General features: G+C 68.2%; 14 protein-coding genes. 7 read left to right on the top strand and 7 right to left on the bottom strand.

Annotated features, from left to right (window positions below):
* Window positions 1-143: 143 nt before the first annotated feature.
* From BG90_RS02490 to BG90_RS02460, 7 genes are all read right to left on the bottom strand, one after another.
* The gene (locus BG90_RS02490; RefSeq protein ID WP_045568037.1) at window positions 144-1,352 is read right to left on the bottom strand and encodes a chromate transporter; all 1,209 of its coding nucleotides are present in this window, start codon (window positions 1,350-1,352) and stop codon (window positions 144-146) included.
* Between the two features lie 153 nt (window positions 1,353-1,505).
* Complete coding sequence (locus tag BG90_RS02485; protein ID WP_010102333.1) at window positions 1,506-3,866, bottom strand: bifunctional diguanylate cyclase/phosphodiesterase; 2,361 nt, start codon at window positions 3,864-3,866, stop codon at window positions 1,506-1,508.
* Window positions 3,867-4,060: 194 nt separating this feature from the next.
* Window positions 4,061-4,957, bottom strand: a complete 897-nt coding sequence (locus BG90_RS02480) for a PhzF family phenazine biosynthesis protein (RefSeq protein WP_038802522.1) — start codon at window positions 4,955-4,957, stop codon at window positions 4,061-4,063.
* A gap of 4 nt (window positions 4,958-4,961) precedes the next feature.
* A complete protein-coding gene (locus tag BG90_RS02475) occupies window positions 4,962-5,420 on the bottom strand; it encodes a RidA family protein (protein ID WP_010102337.1) in 459 nt (152 codons plus the stop codon).
* A gap of 52 nt (window positions 5,421-5,472) precedes the next feature.
* A complete protein-coding gene (locus BG90_RS02470; protein WP_010102338.1) occupies window positions 5,473-6,654 on the bottom strand; it encodes an aminotransferase-like domain-containing protein in 1,182 nt (393 codons plus the stop codon).
* Between the two features lie 60 nt (window positions 6,655-6,714).
* The gene (locus BG90_RS02465) at window positions 6,715-7,623 is read right to left on the bottom strand and encodes a DMT family transporter (protein ID WP_010102339.1); all 909 of its coding nucleotides are present in this window, start codon (window positions 7,621-7,623) and stop codon (window positions 6,715-6,717) included.
* A 67-nt stretch (window positions 7,624-7,690) separates the two neighbouring features.
* Complete coding sequence (locus BG90_RS02460; RefSeq protein WP_010114451.1) at window positions 7,691-8,374, bottom strand: VOC family protein; 684 nt, start codon at window positions 8,372-8,374, stop codon at window positions 7,691-7,693.
* A 146-nt stretch (window positions 8,375-8,520) separates the two neighbouring features.
* Here BG90_RS02460 and BG90_RS02455 point away from each other — a divergent pair, with 146 nt between their 5' ends.
* The 7 genes from BG90_RS02455 to mctP all read left to right on the top strand — a co-directional run bounded on the left by BG90_RS02455 (window position 8,521) and on the right by mctP (window position 16,160).
* Complete coding sequence (locus BG90_RS02455) at window positions 8,521-9,975, top strand: aminotransferase-like domain-containing protein (protein WP_010102342.1); 1,455 nt, start codon at window positions 8,521-8,523, stop codon at window positions 9,973-9,975.
* Window positions 9,976-10,097: 122 nt separating this feature from the next.
* Entirely contained in the window at window positions 10,098-11,996 is a 1,899-nt protein-coding gene (htpG, locus tag BG90_RS02450; protein WP_010102343.1) for a molecular chaperone HtpG, read from the top strand.
* Window positions 11,996-12,598: a chorismate--pyruvate lyase family protein gene (locus BG90_RS02445; RefSeq protein ID WP_010114452.1), complete on the top strand. Its 603-nt coding sequence runs from the start codon at window positions 11,996-11,998 to the stop codon at window positions 12,596-12,598. Before htpG ends, BG90_RS02445 begins: the two co-directional genes overlap by 1 nt.
* Window positions 12,598-13,074: a DNA-deoxyinosine glycosylase gene (locus BG90_RS02440; protein ID WP_010102347.1), complete on the top strand. Its 477-nt coding sequence runs from the start codon at window positions 12,598-12,600 to the stop codon at window positions 13,072-13,074. Before BG90_RS02445 ends, BG90_RS02440 begins: the two co-directional genes overlap by 1 nt.
* A 171-nt stretch (window positions 13,075-13,245) precedes the next feature.
* Window positions 13,246-14,169: a class I SAM-dependent methyltransferase gene (locus BG90_RS02435; RefSeq protein ID WP_010114453.1), complete on the top strand. Its 924-nt coding sequence runs from the start codon at window positions 13,246-13,248 to the stop codon at window positions 14,167-14,169.
* Between the two features lie 204 nt (window positions 14,170-14,373).
* Window positions 14,374-14,613 carry a DUF3311 domain-containing protein gene (locus BG90_RS02430; protein ID WP_010102349.1) on the top strand — a complete coding sequence of 80 codons (240 nt, stop codon included), beginning with the start codon at window positions 14,374-14,376 and terminating at the stop codon, window positions 14,611-14,613.
* The gene (gene mctP / locus BG90_RS02425; protein ID WP_010114454.1) at window positions 14,610-16,160 is read left to right on the top strand and encodes a monocarboxylate uptake permease MctP; all 1,551 of its coding nucleotides are present in this window, start codon (window positions 14,610-14,612) and stop codon (window positions 16,158-16,160) included. Before BG90_RS02430 ends, mctP begins: the two co-directional genes overlap by 4 nt.
* The last annotated feature ends 26 nt before the right edge of the window (window positions 16,161-16,186 follow it).

The following is a 16,186-nucleotide window of genomic DNA, read 5'->3' as shown; positions in this document are numbered from 1 at the left end:
CGCACGGAGCAGCGCGAAAAGCTACGAAGCAAGGGAACGAGCAGCAAGGGAACGACGAGCGGAAAACGGAGAGCGGAAAACGGAGAGCGGGGCGAGACGAAACGACGCAACGACGAAACGGAAACAACCGGCGCAGGCGGCGCTCACCCATGCGCCGCGAGGATCAGCCAGCCGCCGCACGCCGCCGCGACCGCGCCGTATATCGCATAGACGGGCACCTTGAATCGCGCGAGGCACAGCCACGCGATCGCGCCCGTTGCCCAGTACACAGGCTCGACGGGCGTCTTCGCGACGAGGCGCACGGCCGCGATCACGAGGAACGCGGTGGTGGCCGCGCGCAGCACGCGCATGCCGCCCGCGAAGCGCGGATGGAGCTTCAGACGCTCGACGTGCCGCCGCGCGAATATGACGAGGCAGCCGGACGGCACGAACAGCGCGACGGTCGACAGCAGCGCGCCGCGCCAGCCGTCCTCGAGATAGCCGAGAAACGGCACGACGTTCAGGAGCGGCCCGGGCGACACGGGCGACAGCGTGAACGCGAGCATGAAGTCCTGCTCGGTGATGCCCGTCGCGCGCGTGACGAACAGCGATTTCAGCACGGGCAGCGCGGAGAAGCCGCCGCCGAAGAGCGTCATGCCGGCGCCCGCGAGGCGCGGCCAGAGCAGCGACGATTCGTATTCGATCGGCAGCGGCAGCGCGAACAGCGTGATCAGGATCGCCAACGATGCGAGCAGCCGCCATTCCCGCGCGGGCAGCGCGAGCCGCAGCGCTTCGTTGCGCCGCCGCCCGCTCGAAAGCCAGCCGACCGCGAACGCGGCGGAGAGGATCGCGACGAACGAGGCCGGGCTGTGCGCGAGCGCGAGCAGCACCGTCGCGAGCGCGGCGATCGCGCGTTCCAGCGGCGCGTGCACGAGCGCCCGGACTTGCCTGAACCACGTGAGCCCGATCAGCGCGGCGAGCACCATCCCGAAGTGATGCAGCAGCACGGGCGATGCGAGCGTGCGCACGAGCGGCGTCTGATAGAAGATCGCGAAGAGCGTCATTGCCCCGAAGAACGGCAGCACGCTCGCCGTGCCGGCGATCCATGCGCCGGTGCGGCCGCGCAGCGCGTGGCCGACCTGAACCGCGACGTTGCAGCCGACGGGGCCGGGCATCATCCATGCGAGCGCGACGAGATCGGCGAACGACAGCGGGTCGATGCGCCGCTCGTGGTCGACGTAATGCCGCTCGAGTTGGGCCATCATCGCAAGACCGCCCCACGACACGGCGGAGACGCCTGCCACGGTTTTGAACAACGCCCACAGCGATTCTCGTTCGCCGCAAAACGCGGCATCCACGCTTGTGATTGTCATGATGGTGTCCAGGTGCGCTCGTGGACGCACCACGGCCACGCGTGCGTCGCACGTTTCATTGTGCACCCGCGAACGCGATTATTGTATGAGCGAAAACGAGTACGGGCCGCGCGGCCGCCACCGGCGGGCGCAGCGCGGACGGAGGTGCGCTGTTTAGTCGCTGCCGAACGATTGTTTAGCTGTGCTGGCGGTGTCGCGGCGGGCCGCGTGCGCGCCGTCGCCGCCGCAGACGCCGAAGCGTGCGAGAAGGGCCGGAATGCCGTCGGCGGGCACCGGCCGCGAGAACAGAAAGCCTTGCGCCTCGATCCGGCCGAGCGCGGTGAGCCATGCGATCTGCTCTTCCGTCTCGGTTCCCTCGACGACGACCGTGAGCCCGAGCGAACGCGCGAGGTGCACGATCGACGACACCATCACGCAGACGCTGCGATCGGCCGGGATCGCCTGGATGAACGAGCGGTCGACCTTCAGCGTGTCGACCGAGAAGCGGTGCAGGTACGACAGCGACGAATAGCCGGTGCCGAAATCGTCGAGCGCGACGCGGATGCCGAGCTTCTTCAGCGCGACGATCTTTTCCGACACGAGCTCAGGGTATTCCATCATCGCGGTTTCCGTGATCTCGAGTTCGAGGCGGCGCGCCTCGACCCCGGTCTCGACGAGCGCGCGCGAGATCGTGTCGATCAGGTCGCCGCGCCAGAACTGCACGGGCGAGATGTTGACGGCGAGCGTGAGCTTGTCGTGGCCTTCGCTGCGCCAGCGCGCGAGCTGCTCGCACGCGGTGCGGATCACGAAGTCGCCGATCGGAACGATGAGTCCCGTCGATTCGGCGATCGAAATGAATTCGTTCGCGGAGATCACGCCGTGCTCCGGATGATCCCAGCGCACGAGCGCCTCGAAGCCGGTGATGCAGCGGTACGTGAGGTCGATCTTCGGCTGGTAGGCGAGGAAGAGCTGCCCGTCCGATAGCGCGACGCGCAATTGCTGCTCCCAGCGCATCAGGTGGTCCGCGCGATGCGACAGGTGCGGCGCGTAGAACTGATAGCAGTTCTTGCCGGCGTCCTTCGCGCTGTACATCGCGAGATCGGCCTTCTTCAGGAGGTCGATCTCGCTTTCGTTCTCGACCGAATGCAGCGCGATGCCGATGCTCGCGTGGAGCACGAACGAGCTGCCGCGCACGTCGAACGGCTCGGCGAACATCCGGACGATCGCCTCCGCGAGGCGCTCGGCGCGCCGCTCGACGTCGTCGCCCTTCACCACGACGACGAATTCGTCGCCGCCGATCCGCGCGAGCGCGCCTTCGTTCATCACCGCGTCGGACAGGCGCGCGGCCGTCATCTGCAGCACGATGTCGCCTGCGTTGTGGCCGAGCGTGTCGTTGACGGTCTTGAAGTTGTCGAGATCGATGAAGAGGATCGCGAGCCGCGACAGGTTCGACGGCAGCGCGACGTCGTTGCGCAGGCTGCGCAGCGTCGCGTAGCGGTTCGCGAGGCCGGTCAGCAGGTCGAACTCGGCCAGCTGCGTCATCTCGCGCTCGCGGCCGAGCAGCTTGCCGATCAGGCCCGTCGCGACACCGAAGAACGCGAGCATCGCGAGCGTGATGAAGCTCGTCATCAGCAGGTAGACGTTGCGCGTGTGGTGGTAGTCGGCGAGCTCGTCCGCCTGCGAAAGGCCGACCATCACGCCGAGCGGGTAGCCGTCGAGATGGCGGTACGACACGATGCGCACGATGCCGTCGATCGGATCGACGTAGGTGCCCGACGCGCGCTCCGACACCGGATACACGCCCGACGCCGAGAACGTGCCGGGCGTCTTCTGCGCGGAGCCGGTGCTGCGCGCGAGCACGGCGCCCGTGTCCGAGATCACGGCGATCACGCCGTCCTTGCCGAGCGTCGCGTTGTTGTAGAAGTCGTTCGTGAAGTAGGCCGGATCCTCCGACACGACGACGACCCCGGCGAACGAGCCGTCCGGGTGGTTCAGGCGACGCGTCATCTGCAGCGTCCAGTGGCGGGACACGCGGCCGAGCACCGGCTTGCTGATGTAGAGATCGTTGTCGTTGCGCTGCGAGTGCACCTTGAAGTGCTCGCGGTCGGACAGGTCGATCGGCTTCGGATGCGGATCGGCCGTGTTCGCGAGGAGCCGGCCGCGAGAGTCGAGGAGCGACACCTGGATCAGCGTGTCGCTCGGCACGACGCCTTTTTCGACGGTGCTCGCGAGGTTGAAATGCGCGGGCGACTTCTCGAACTCGTACTTGACGAAGCGGGTGATCTGGTCGACCTGGTGGATCGCCTTGACCGTGTGCTGCTCGAGCGCCGTCGACAGGATCGCGGCCGACGCGGCGGCCTCGCGGTACGCGCTGTCCTTCTCGACGGACAGGCGCGCGATGATCGCCACCCAAAGCAGCGCGAGCGCGAGCGTGCCGAGGAGCGGAATCGCGAACAGCGCGCGGCGGCGGCGCGACCTGCGTGTCGCGCGTACCGACCGCGCGGCGCGGGCGGCATGTGACCGAGACGAACTCATCGGACGGAAAGTGTCCTTGCGCGCATGGGCGATCCGACAGGATAACCGAGTAAACGGGCCGATAAAGAAGACAATAGACGAGGCCCGATATTACTGAATGGTCAGTCTTTAATTTAGCGCGATCAAGATATCGCTAACCGGGCGAGGAGGGGACCGGTCCCGCGCGCGGCCCGCGCGGCCGGGCGAAACGCGGCTCAGCGCAGCCGGATGCCGCCGTCGACGAGCGTGACGGCGGCGCCGCCGATCCAGATCTTGCCGGCGTCGTCGTCGTAATCGACCGCGACGCGGCCGTCGCGGCCGAGCGCCGTGCCCTGGCGCGCGGTGTAGCTGCGGCCGGGACGGCGCCCCGCTTGCGCGAGGAGGCCCGCGATCGCCGCGTTCGCGCTGCCGGTCACGGGGTCTTCGCCCACGCCGAACGCATCGCCCGTCATCAGGCAGCGCACTTCGAACGTCGCCGCGCCGCCCGCCGGATGCGGCGCGTAGGCGGCGAGGCCGTCCGCGCCGAGCGCGGCGACGATCGGCGCGAGCGCCGCATGGTCCGGCGCGAGCGCGAGACAGTCGGCGGCCGACGCGAGCCGCACGACGAGCCACGGCGCGCCGTTGTCGACCGCTTGCGGCGGCGCGTCGAAATCGATCGCGTCGGTGCGCAGCGCGGCCGCGAGCGCCGGGTAGTCGCGCTCGGGCAGCGGCGTCACGCGCGCGGGCGGCGCGGCGAACGCCCAGCCGCCGCCGCGCTTCGCGAGCTCGACGAGCCCCGCGCCGCATTGCTGGACGAGCCGCCCGGGCGTCTTCGGCTGCGCGCCCGCGTCGAGAAACGCGTGCGCGGCGCCGAGCGTCGGGTGGCCCGCGAACGGCAGCTCGCCGCCCGTCGTGAAGATCCGCACGCGGTAATCGGCGGCGGGATCGGTCGGCGCGACGAGAAACGCGGTCTCGGACAGGTTGGTCCAGCGCGCGATCATGCGCATGTCGGCGTCGGAGAGCGCATCCGCGTCGAATACGACCGCGAGCGGATTGCCCTTGAACGGCACCGACGTGAACACGTCGACCTGCTTGAAGCGCACCGTTTCCACGGCGCCCGGAGCGGCCGGCATCGCGTTACGCGACTTCGGCGATCAGTTCGATCTCGACGCAAGCGCCGAGCGGGATCTGCGCGACGCCGAACGCCGAGCGCGCGTGCTTGCCCGCATCGCCGAACACTTCGGCGATCAGCTCCGACGCGCCGTTCGTCACGATGTGCTGCTCGGTGAACTCGAGCGTCGAGTTGACGAGGCTCATCACCTTGACGATGCGCTTGATCTTGTTCAGGTCGCCCGTGTGCGCGTGCAGCGTCGCGAGCAGGTCGATCGCGACCGCGCGCGCGGCCGTCTTGCCTTCCTCGGTCGTGACGTCGCGGCCGAGCTTGCCGGCCCACACCTTGCCGTCCTTCTTCGCGATGTGGCCCGACAGATAGACGGTGTTGCCGCTTTGCGCGCTCATCACGTAGGCGGCGGCGGGCGCACCCGCGACCGGCAGTTCGATGCCGAGATCCTTCAGTTTGTCGTAGACGTTTGTCATCTGATTCCTGTCCTCGTGAGTCAATCGTGAATGTGTGAACGAACGAAGCGCGTCACAGACGCTCGCGCAACAGCTTGCCGAGCCGCGCGACGCCTTCCTCGATCTTTTCCGGCGGCACCGTGACGAACGACAGCCGCAGCGTGTTCTTCCGCGGGTCGTTCGCGAAGAACGGCGCGCCCGGCACGAACGCGACGTTGTTCGCGACGGCCGCATCGAGGAGCTGCATGCTGTCGATCTGCTCGGGCAGCTTCACCCAGATGAACATCCCGCCTTCCGGGCGGTTCCAGCTCACGCCTTCCGGCATGTGCCGCGCGAGCGACGCGAGCATCGCTTCGCACTGCGCGCCGTAGAGCCGGCGAATCGTCGGGATGTGCTCGTCGAGAAAGCCGTCCTGGATCACCTCGTACGCGATGCGCTGCGTGAGCGATGGCGTATGCAGGTCCGTCGCCTGCTTCGCCTGCACGAGCTTGAAGTGCAGTTCCTCGGGCGCAATGATATAGCCGATCCGCAGGCCGGGCGCGAGCACCTTCGAGAACGTGCCGAGATGGACGACGTGATCGGGCGCCATCGACAGCATCGTCGGCAGCGGCTCGCCCGCGTAGTTGAGCGCGCCGTACGGATCGTCCTCGAGCACCGGGAACGGGCTCGTCTGCGCGAGCGCGGCGAGCGCGCGGCGGCGCTCGACGGAGAGCCGGCGGCCCGTCGGATTCTGGAAATTCGGTTGCGCGTACAACAGGCGCGCGTCCTTCGTCAGCTCGGGCGTGAGCGCTTCGGGGACGAGGCCGGCGTCGTCGGTCGGCACCTGCACGTAGGTCGGCTCGAAGAGCGAGAACGATTGCAGCGCGCCGAGGTAGGTCGGCGTCTCGACGAGCACGCGGCTTGCCGGATCGATCAGCACCTTGCCGAGCAGATCGAGCGCCTGCTGCGAGCCCGTCGTGACGAGCACCTGCGTCGTGCGCACGCGATAGCGCTCGGCGATCCACTCGCGCAGCGGCAGGAAGCCTTCCGTCGCGCTGTATTGCAGCGCGGCGGCGGGCGAGTCGCGCAGCACGCGGTCGGCGGCTTCGCGCATCCGCTCGGCGGGGAACGTCGCGGGCGACGGCAGGCCGCCCGCGAACGAGATGACCTCGGGGCGCTCGGTCACTTTCAGGATCTCGCGGATCGCCGAGCTCGTGAGCTTGCGTGCGCGTTCGGACAGGGCCCAGTGGGGCGGCTTGAGATCGCTCGGATTCATGGTCTCCTCGGTCGGTGTCGTCGTTCGTGCGGGTAAAAGTGCCGATTATCGCTCGTCAATTCAGGCGGCGCGAGCCGGTTGCGGCGCGGTGCTCACGGCGGCGCGCCGGCCGAGCACGACGGTCGCGATCACGGCGGCGGCGAAGAGCCACGTCGACGGCGAGACGGTTTCGCCGAAGCAGAGCGCCGAGAACGCGATCGTGAAGAAGATCTGCAGCAGCTGCACCTGGCCGACGCGCGCGGTGCCGCCCATCGCGAGGCCCGCGTACCACGCGAAGAAGCCGACGAACTGCGAGAACAGCGTCACGTAGCCGAACGCGAGCCACACGCGCAGCGACACCGGGCCCGGATGCGCGGCGTGATGCGCCCACGCGAGCCAGCCGACGGGCAGCACGAGGAACGGCGCGGACACGACGAGCGCCCAGCAGATCACCTGCCAGCCGCCGATCTCGCGCGCGAGGCGCGCGCCTTCCGCGTAGCCGAGCGCGCCGATGCCGACCGCGACGAGCATCAGCAGGTCGCCCGGCTGCAGCGTGCCGCCCCCGTCGCGCAGCGCGAACGCGACGACGAGCACGCTGCCGAGCACGGCGCTCGCCCAGAACGCCCTCGACGGCCGCTCGCGCGACAGCCACGCCGCGTACAGCGCGACGAGGAGCGGCTGCAGGCCGTTGACGACCGCGCCGTGCGCGGCGGGCACGGTCTTCATCGCCCATGCGGAGAACACCGGAAACGCGACGATCACGCCCGCCGACACGACGGCGAGGCTCTTCAACTGCGCGCGGGTCGGCACGCGCTCGCGGCGCAGCCACAGCAGCAGCCCGGCCGGCGCCGCGGCGGCGAGCGCGCGGCCGAGTCCGTTCAGCAGCGGATGGAATTCGGTGACGACGATGCGCGTCATCGGCAGCGTCAGGCTGAAGATCATCACGCCGATCAAGCCGAGCAGCATGCCGCGGGTTTCGCGCGAATCCATGAAGTGTCTCCGTCGATATGGGGTGTCGGAAGCTGGAACGGGGGAGCGGGCCGCCGCGCACGCGCAGCTAGCGCAGCGTGCGCGCGCCGGCGGGCGTGTCGAATTTGGCGGCGAGCGCGGGCGTCTCGCCCGCGTCGAGGTCGATCAGGTGCGCGGCGTTCAGCCAGGCGAGCTGGTCGCGCACGGCGTCCGCCCGCGGGTGCGCGCCCTTGAGCGCCTTCAGCGCGACGCCGCCGTGCGGCAGCGTGTCGGCCGGATGGCGCGCGTCGTTCCACTGGATCAGCGACGGCAGCACGCCGTCGCCCGCGTGCCGCCACGCGGGCAGCGAGCCGTCGTCGGGCACCGTCAGCCGCCAGCCGAAGTCGCCGCGCGTCATCGGCACGACGCGGGCAATCCGCGCCGGATACTGGCGCTGCCACAGGTCGAGCTGGCGAGGGCGGTCGACCCGCGCGACCCAGTGCGCGAGGTACGGGCCTTGCTCGAGGCGCGCCTGCGTCGCCGGATCGTCGAGGCCGAAGAGGCGCGGCCGCGGCTCGCCGTCGGCGGGCGGGGGCGCGTCGGGATCGGGGGCGATCACTTCGAGATACGCGCCGCCCCACAGGCCGAACAGGCGATTGTGCGTGCGCATCGACGGATGCGCGCCGCCGCCCGCGGGCTCCAGGCCGAGCGTGCCGGCGACGTACGCGACGCCTTCTTCGAGCGTGCGCGCGGCGACGACGAGATGATCGAGTTTCAATGAATGAGCTGCCATCGAACCAAAAGCGAGGAATCGGGACCGGTTTCCCGGCGGACGTGCGCCATTGCGCCGCATCGCCGTCGAAAAAACTGTAATCGCGGCGACCGGCACAGTAACGGTACAATCGCGGCGATACTCTTCGGTACAGTTGGAGGCCCGCGATGTCCACCGTTCCGCTCGCGCAGATCCCCGCGCCGCACGATACCGCGACGCTCACGCTCGTCGACCAGCTCGTGCAGTGGGCGCGCCGCCGGATCGACGAGCGCGTGTTCCGGCCCGGCATGCGGATGCCGTCGATCCGCAAGCTCGCGGTCGACAAGAGCGTGTCGCGCTTCACGGTCGTCGAGGCGTACGAGCGGCTCGTCGCGCAAGGCTATCTCGATTCGCGGCGCGGGTCGGGCTTCTACGTGCGCGAGCGCGCGCCGGGGCCGCAGCCCGTCGCCGGGCCTGAAGGCGGGCAGGCGCAGCCGGTGCACAACACGATCGACGTCGTCTGGCTGCTGCGCAACATGCTGCACACGGTCAGCCCGGAAAAGGGGCCGGGGCTCGGCTATCTGCCGAGCCGCTGGCTCGACGGCGAGCTGATCACGAGCGCGTTGCGCGCGCTCGGCCGGCAGGCGGGCGCGCAGATGCTCGGCTTCGGCAGCGCGCAGGGCTTCCTGCCGCTGCGCCAGCAGTTGCAGACGCGCCTGGCCGAAATCGAGATCGGCGCGACGCCCGACCAGCTCGTGCTCGTGTCCGGCATCACGCAGGCGATCGACCTGATCTCGCGCCTCTGCGTGCGGCCGGGCGACGCGGTGATCGTCGGCGATCCGGCCTGGTTCCAGATGTTCGGCCGCTTCGCGTCGCAGGGCGCGCAGCTCGTCGGGATGCCGTACACGCCCGACGGCCCCGATCTCGACGCGCTCGAGAACCTCGTGCAGATGTGGCGCCCGAAGATGCTCGTGATCAACTCGGTGCTCCACAATCCGACGGGCACGTCGCTGTCCGCCGCGCAGGCGTTCCGGATCCTGAAGCTCGCGGAGGCGTACGATTTTCTCGTCGTCGAAGACGACGTCTACGGCGACCTGTGCCCGCCGAGCTATCCGGCGACGCGCATGGCGAGCCTCGATCAGCTGAAGCGGGTGATCTTCCTCGGCAGCTATTCGAAGACGCTCGCGGCGAACCTGCGGGTCGGTTACATCGCGTGCGCGCCGGAGCTCGCGAAGGCGCTGACGGACCAGAAGATGCTCGTCGGGATGACGACGCCCGAGCTCAACGAGCGCGTGCTGTACAAGGTGCTGACGGAAGGGCACTACCGGCGCCACGTCGAGCGGCTGCGCGCGCGGCTCGACGGCGTGCGCGACAAGACCGCGCGGATGCTCGAGCGCAGCGGGATGCGGCTCTTCACGATGCCGGCGGCCGGGATGTTCCTGTGGGCCGACACGGGCGTCGATTCGGACGCGCTCGCCGCGGCCGCGCACGAGGAGGGCTTCCTGCTCACGCCGGGCAGCCTGTTCTCGCCGCAGCAGTCGCCGTCGACCTGGACCCGTTTCAACGTCGCGAACTGCGGCGACCCCGCGCTGCCGGCGTTCCTTGGCCGCTATCTCGACAGCGTGAATCGCCGCGCCTCTTGAAATTCCCGCAAGCGCCCCAACTTGGGGCGCGGTCGAGCGTCGCGGGATGCCGCGCGCCGGCTCCTGTGGGGTCGTGAATCGAAAACGTTTGTCGTATTGACGCAATCAATGGGTAAATCAAGATGACTCAGCAAACCATGAGCTTTCAGGCAGAGGTCAAGCAACTCCTCCACCTGATGATTCATTCGCTTTACAGCAACAAGGAAATCTTCCTGCGCGAACTCGTGTCGAACGCGTCCGACGCCGCTGACAAGCTCCGTTTCGAGGCTCTGGAAAACAACGCGCTCTACGAGAGCGATCCGAATCTGCGCATCCGCCTGTCGTTCGACAAGGCCGCGCGCACGATCACGATCGACGACAACGGGATCGGCATGAGCCGCGACGAGGCGATCGCGAACCTCGGCACGATCGCGCGCTCGGGCACGAAGGAATTCTTCTCGAAGCTCTCCGGCGACCAGCAGAAGGACGCGGCCTTGATCGGCCAGTTCGGCGTCGGCTTCTACTCGGGCTTCATCGTCGCGGACAGGATCACGGTCGAGACGCGCCGCGCGGGCCTGCCCGCGTCCGAAGGCGTGCGCTGGGAAAGCGCGGGCGAGGGCGACTTCTCGGTCGACACGGTCGAGCGCGCCGCGCGCGGCACGACGATCACGCTGCATCTGCGCGAAGGCGAGGACGAGCTCCTGTCGTCGTACCGCCTGAAGTCGATCGTCCAGAAGTATTCGGACCACGTCGCGCTGCCGATCCTGATGAAGAAGGAAGAGTGGGATCAGGACAAGGGCGAGATGGTCGAGAAGGACGAGGACGAGACCGTCAACCAGGCGAGCGCGCTCTGGACCCGTTCGAAGAGCGACATCGCCGAAGACCAGTACAAGCAGTTCTACCAGCACCTCGCGCACGATCATCAAGACCCGCTCGCGTGGACGCACAACCGCGTCGAAGGCCGCAGCGAGTACACGCAGCTCCTGTACGTGCCGTCGCACGCGCCGTTCGATCTGTGGAACCGCGACTATCGCGGCGGCCTCAAGCTGTACGTGAAGCGCGTGTTCATCATGGACGACGCCGAGCAGTTGCTGCCGCAGTACCTGCGCTTCGTGAAGGGCGTCGTCGACTCGTCGGATCTGCCGCTCAACGTGTCGCGCGAGATCCTGCAGGAAAGCCGCGACGTGAAGGCGATCCGCGAAGGCGTGACGAAGCGCGCGCTGTCGATGCTCGAAGAGCTCGCGAACGCGGAAGACGATGCCGGCCGCGAGAAGTACAAGACGTTCTGGCGCGAGTTCGGCCAGGTGCTGAAGGAAGGCGTCGGCGAGGATCACGCGAATCGCGAGCGCGTCGCGAAGCTCCTGCGCTTCGCGTCGACGCACGGCGACACCGACGTGCAGGACGTGTCGCTCGCCGACTACGTCGCGCGGATGAAGCCCGAGCAGTCGAAGATCTACTACGTGACGGCCGACACGTGGCAGGCCGCGAAGCACAGCCCGCATCTCGAAGTGTTCCGCAAGAAGGGCGTCGAAGTGCTGCTGCTCACCGACCGCGTCGACGAATGGATGCTGTCGTTCCTGCACGAGTTCGACGGCAAGGGGCTCGCGAGCGTCGCGCGCGGCGATCTCGATCTCGGCTCGCTGAACGACGAAGAGAAGAAGGCGCAGGAAGAGACGGGCGAGGCGATGAAGCCCGTCGTCGACAAGATGAAGGAAACGCTCGGTGACAAGGTGAAGGACGTGCGCGTCACGTTCCGGCTGACCGATTCGCCGTCGTGCCTCGTCGCCGACGACAACGACATGAGCGGCTACCTGCAGCGGATGCTGAAGGCGGCGGGCCAGAATGCGCCGGCGTTCCAGCCGATCCTCGAGATCAATCCGGAGCATCCGCTCGTCAAGGCGCTGAAGGCTGACGGCGCGGACTTCGGCGACTGGTGCCACCTGCTGTTCGAGCAGGCGCTCCTCGCCGAAGGCGGCGCGCTCGAGGATCCGGCGAGCTTCGTCAAGCGGACCAACACGCTGCTGCTGTCGCGCGCGGCGTGATGGCGCGGATGCGTTTCGACGCGGCGGACGCGCACTGGCGCGACGCGCCGCGCCCCGGCGCGTCGAGCGCACAGAAGGACTGGCTCACGCGCGGCGGCTCGCTGACCGCGCATCTCACGCGGCTCGGCGGCGTGACGGTGCGCGTGACGCGCGAGGCCGTCGCGACGCCGTGGGCGGACGAGCACGCGGCGCTCGCGTGCGCGACGCGCACGCCTGTCTGGGTGCGCGAGGTCGTGCTCGCGGTCGACGGCGCGCCGTTCGTCGCCGCGCACAGCCTCGCGCCGCTCGCCGCGAGCAAGGGCGTGTGGCAGGCGATGCGGCGGCTGCGCACGCGGCCGCTCGCGGAGCTCCTGTACAGCGATCCCGAAGTGACGCGCTCGGCGCTCGTGAGCCGGCGCGTGATCGCGGGGCATCCGCTCTTCGCGCTGGCGTCGCACGCGCTCGGCCGCGCGCACGCGGCGCCGCACGCGTTCGCCGCGCGCCGCTCGGTGTTCGAGCGGCACGGCGCGCCGCTGATGGTGACCGAATGCATGCTGCCCGCGCTGTGGCGGCATCTCGACGCGCACGGCGAGCGCCGCGCGCGCGACGGCGAGGCGGCGTGATGTTGCGCGGTTTTCCTCCCGTCGTGTCGCCCGGCACGCATACGCTGATACTCGGCAGCTTTCCCGGCGAGGCGTCGCTCGCGGCCGCGCAGTACTACGCGCATCCGCGCAATCAGTTCTGGCGCTTGCTGGGCGTCGTGCTCGGCGAGCCGGATCTGCACGAGCGGCCGTACGAGCAGCGTCTGACGCGCGTGCTCGCGCACGGCTTCGGCATCTGGGACGTGCTCGCCGCATGTCATCGCGAAGGCAGCCTCGATGCGGCGATCCGCAATGCGCGGCCGAACGATTTCGCGTCGTTGCGGGAAGTCGCGCCGAAGCTCAGGAAGGTGTGCTTCAACGGCAAGACGGCGGGGCGCTTCGAGTCGACGATACGCGCGGCGGGATTCGATACGCTCGTGCTGCCGTCGTCGAGTCCGGCGAATGCGATGTTGTCGTTCGAGCAGAAGCTGACCGTCTGGAAGGACATCGTCGCCTGAGATGCTTCGCACGCGGCGCGATGGCCGACCGCGTGTTTCCCGTTCGCCTGCTTCGTCTTTCGGCGCGTCGCCGTACGCAACGGCACGAGCGAGCGGTTCGCCGATGCGCTTCGCCGCGAATGCTATCCTCTCGTTCGCCCAAACCGCCACATATCAGCACGAGATTCATCCATGACCCGATTGATCAAGCGCGCGTCCGCCGAGGCGCGCGCGTTCCAGCGCGGCAAGCCGTCTTCCTATAACGGCTCCGACAAGCTCAAGCCGTCCCGCGCGAAGCGCGGCCGCGCCGAGTTTGACGACGAATTCGACGGCGTCGCCGTCCTCGACGAGCCGCGCAAGCCGCGCTTCGCGCCCGTCACGTTCTCCGAAGAGCGCGGCGTGCGCTATCTGCATTTCGGCACCGAGTGGGTGCAAGGCGCAATGCGCCTGTCGAAGCCTTATCACATCGAACTCGAGTACGCGCAGCAGATGATGGCGTGGCTGCTCTTCCTCGAAACGCCGAAACGCATCGTCCAGCTGGGCCTCGGCACCGGCGCGCTGACGAAGTTCGCGCATCGCTTCCTGCCGCGCGCGCACGTCGAGGCGGTCGAGCTGAATCCGGCCGTGATCGTCGCTGCGCGCTCGATGTTCGAGCTGCCGCCCGACGACGCGCGTCTGACCGTCCACGAAGCGGACGCGTGGGATTTCGTCAATGATCCGAAGAATCGCGGCGCGATCGGCGCGCTGCAGATCGATCTCTATGACGCGACCGCGCGCGGCCCGGTGCTCGACAGCGTCGCGTTCTATCGCGCGGTGCGCGGATGTCTCGCCGACGCGGGCATCGCGACGATCAATCTGTTCGGCGACCATCCGAGCTTCGTGCGCAACATGAAGCACCTGAACGCCGCATTCGGGCAGCGCGTGATCGCGCTGCCCGAAGTGCACGACGGCAACCGGATCGCGCTCGCGTTCTCCGGCCCGGCGCTGTCGGCGTCGTTCGCGCAGCTCACCGAGCGCGCGAAGCTGATCGAAGCCGATCTGCGCCTGCCCGCGCGCTCGTGGGTGAAAGGATTGAAAGCGTCTCTCGGCGAGCGCGCCGACGTCTTCACGATCTGACGTCGAAGAGGCTGCTCGCGCCGCCGCCGGATGGGCGGGCGGCGGCGCGCGCCGGCTTCGGGTTCGCCCTCGTATGACCGAGCATTTCCGACTTTTATACTGACTGACGCCAGGGGAGGCGCAGCTTACCCGTCGTGTCGTTCCTCTCGCACCGCCGTACCCGTTCAGAACATATCAATAACCGGGATGTGAAGAGGAGACGTCATGGCTCACGATGCCGACGCCAACCGGGCCGCGAAACGCTGGCTCTGGCTGCTGGTCCTGCCGCTCGTTGCGATGGTCTGGGTGCCGTCGTACAACAAGATCGAACCGCAATGGTTCGGATTCCCGTTTTTCTACTGGTATCAGCTGCTGTGGGTGTTCTTTAGCGCCGTGATCACGGCGTTCGTCTACTTCAAGACGAAGAACTGCTGGAAGGGCGTTCCGCGGGGAGACGGCAAATGAACATGACCGCGACCTTCGTCTTCGTGCTGTTCTTCGTCGGCGTGACGATCATGGGCTTTCTCGCCGCGAACTGGCGGCGCGGCAATCTCGCGCATCTCGACGAATGGGGCCTCGGCGGCCGGCGCTTCGGCACGATCGTCACGTGGTTCCTGCTGGGCGGCGACCTCTATACCGCGTACACGTTCGTCGCCGTGCCGGCGCTCGTGTTCGGCGCGGGCGCGATGGGCTTTTTCGCGCTGCCGTACACGATCCTCATCTATCCGTTCGCGTTCGTCGTGTTCCCGAAGCTCTGGAGCATCGCGAAGCGCCACGGCTACGTGACGGCCGCCGACTTCGTCAGCGCCCGCTACGGCAGCCGCTCGCTCGCGCTCGCCGTCGCGGTGACGGGCATTCTCGCGACGATGCCGTACATCGCGCTGCAGCTCGTCGGTATCGAGGTCGTGATCGGCGGGCTCGGCTTCGACACGAAGGGCTTCGTCGGCGATCTGCCGCTCATCATCGCGTTCGCGATCCTCGCCGCGTACACGTACACGTCGGGCCTGCGCGCGCCCGCGATGATCGCGATCGTCAAGGACATCCTGATCTACATCACGATCGCCGCGGCCGTGATCGTGATTCCGGCGAAGCTGGGCGGCTTCGGGCACATCTTCGGCGCGGTGCCGCCCGCGAAGCTGCTGCTGAAGGCGCCCGACGTATCGAGCCTGAACGGCTTCAGCGCGTACACGACGCTCGCGATCGGCTCGGCGCTCGCGCTGTTCCTGTATCCGCATTCGGTGACGGCGATCCTGTCGTCGTCGTCGGGCAACACGATCCGGCGCAACATGGCGATGCTGCCCGCGTACTCGTTCGTGCTCGGCCTGCTCGCGCTGCTCGGCTACATGGCGCTCGCGTCGGGCGTGAAGGACATGCCGGAATACGCGCCGTACTTCGAGGCGTTCGGGCCGAACTTCGCGGTGCCGGCATTGTTCCTGCACTTCTTCCCGTCGTGGTTCGTCGGCGTCGCGTTCGCCGCGATCGGGATCGGCGCGCTCGTGCCGGCGGCGATCATGTCGATCGCGGCCGCGAATCTCTACACGCGCAACATCCACCGCGAATTCGTCAATCGCAACATGACGCACGACCAGGAGACGAACGTCGCGAAGCTCGTATCGCTGATCGTGAAGGTCGGCGCGGTCGCGTTCATTCTCGGGCTGCCGCTCACGTACGCGATCCAGCTGCAGCTGCTCGGCGGGATCTGGATCATCCAGACGCTGCCCGCGATCGTGCTCGGCCTCTACACGCGCGTGCTCGACTATCGCGGACTGCTGCTCGGCTGGGTGGCGGGGCTCGTCTGCGGCACGTGGATGGCGATCTCGCTGAAGCTCGCGAGTTCGATCTTCACGATCCATCTGTTCGGCTATGCGATTCCGGGCTACGCGGCCGTCTGGTCGCTGCTCGTGAATCTCGCCGTGTCGATCGTCGTCAGCGTGCTCGTTCGCGTGTTCGGGATGACGCATGCGGAAGACCGCACGCGGCCGGAGGATTATCTCGACGTCGTCGAGAGTTGACGCGCGGGTTCACATCGACCGGAAGC

The sequence above is a fragment of the Burkholderia oklahomensis C6786 genome, from assembly GCF_000959365.1.
Lineage (GTDB): Bacteria > Pseudomonadota > Gammaproteobacteria > Burkholderiales > Burkholderiaceae > Burkholderia > Burkholderia oklahomensis.
The sequence above is the reverse complement of the archived record's forward strand: the minus strand, read 5'-3'. Positions and strand labels throughout refer to the sequence as shown.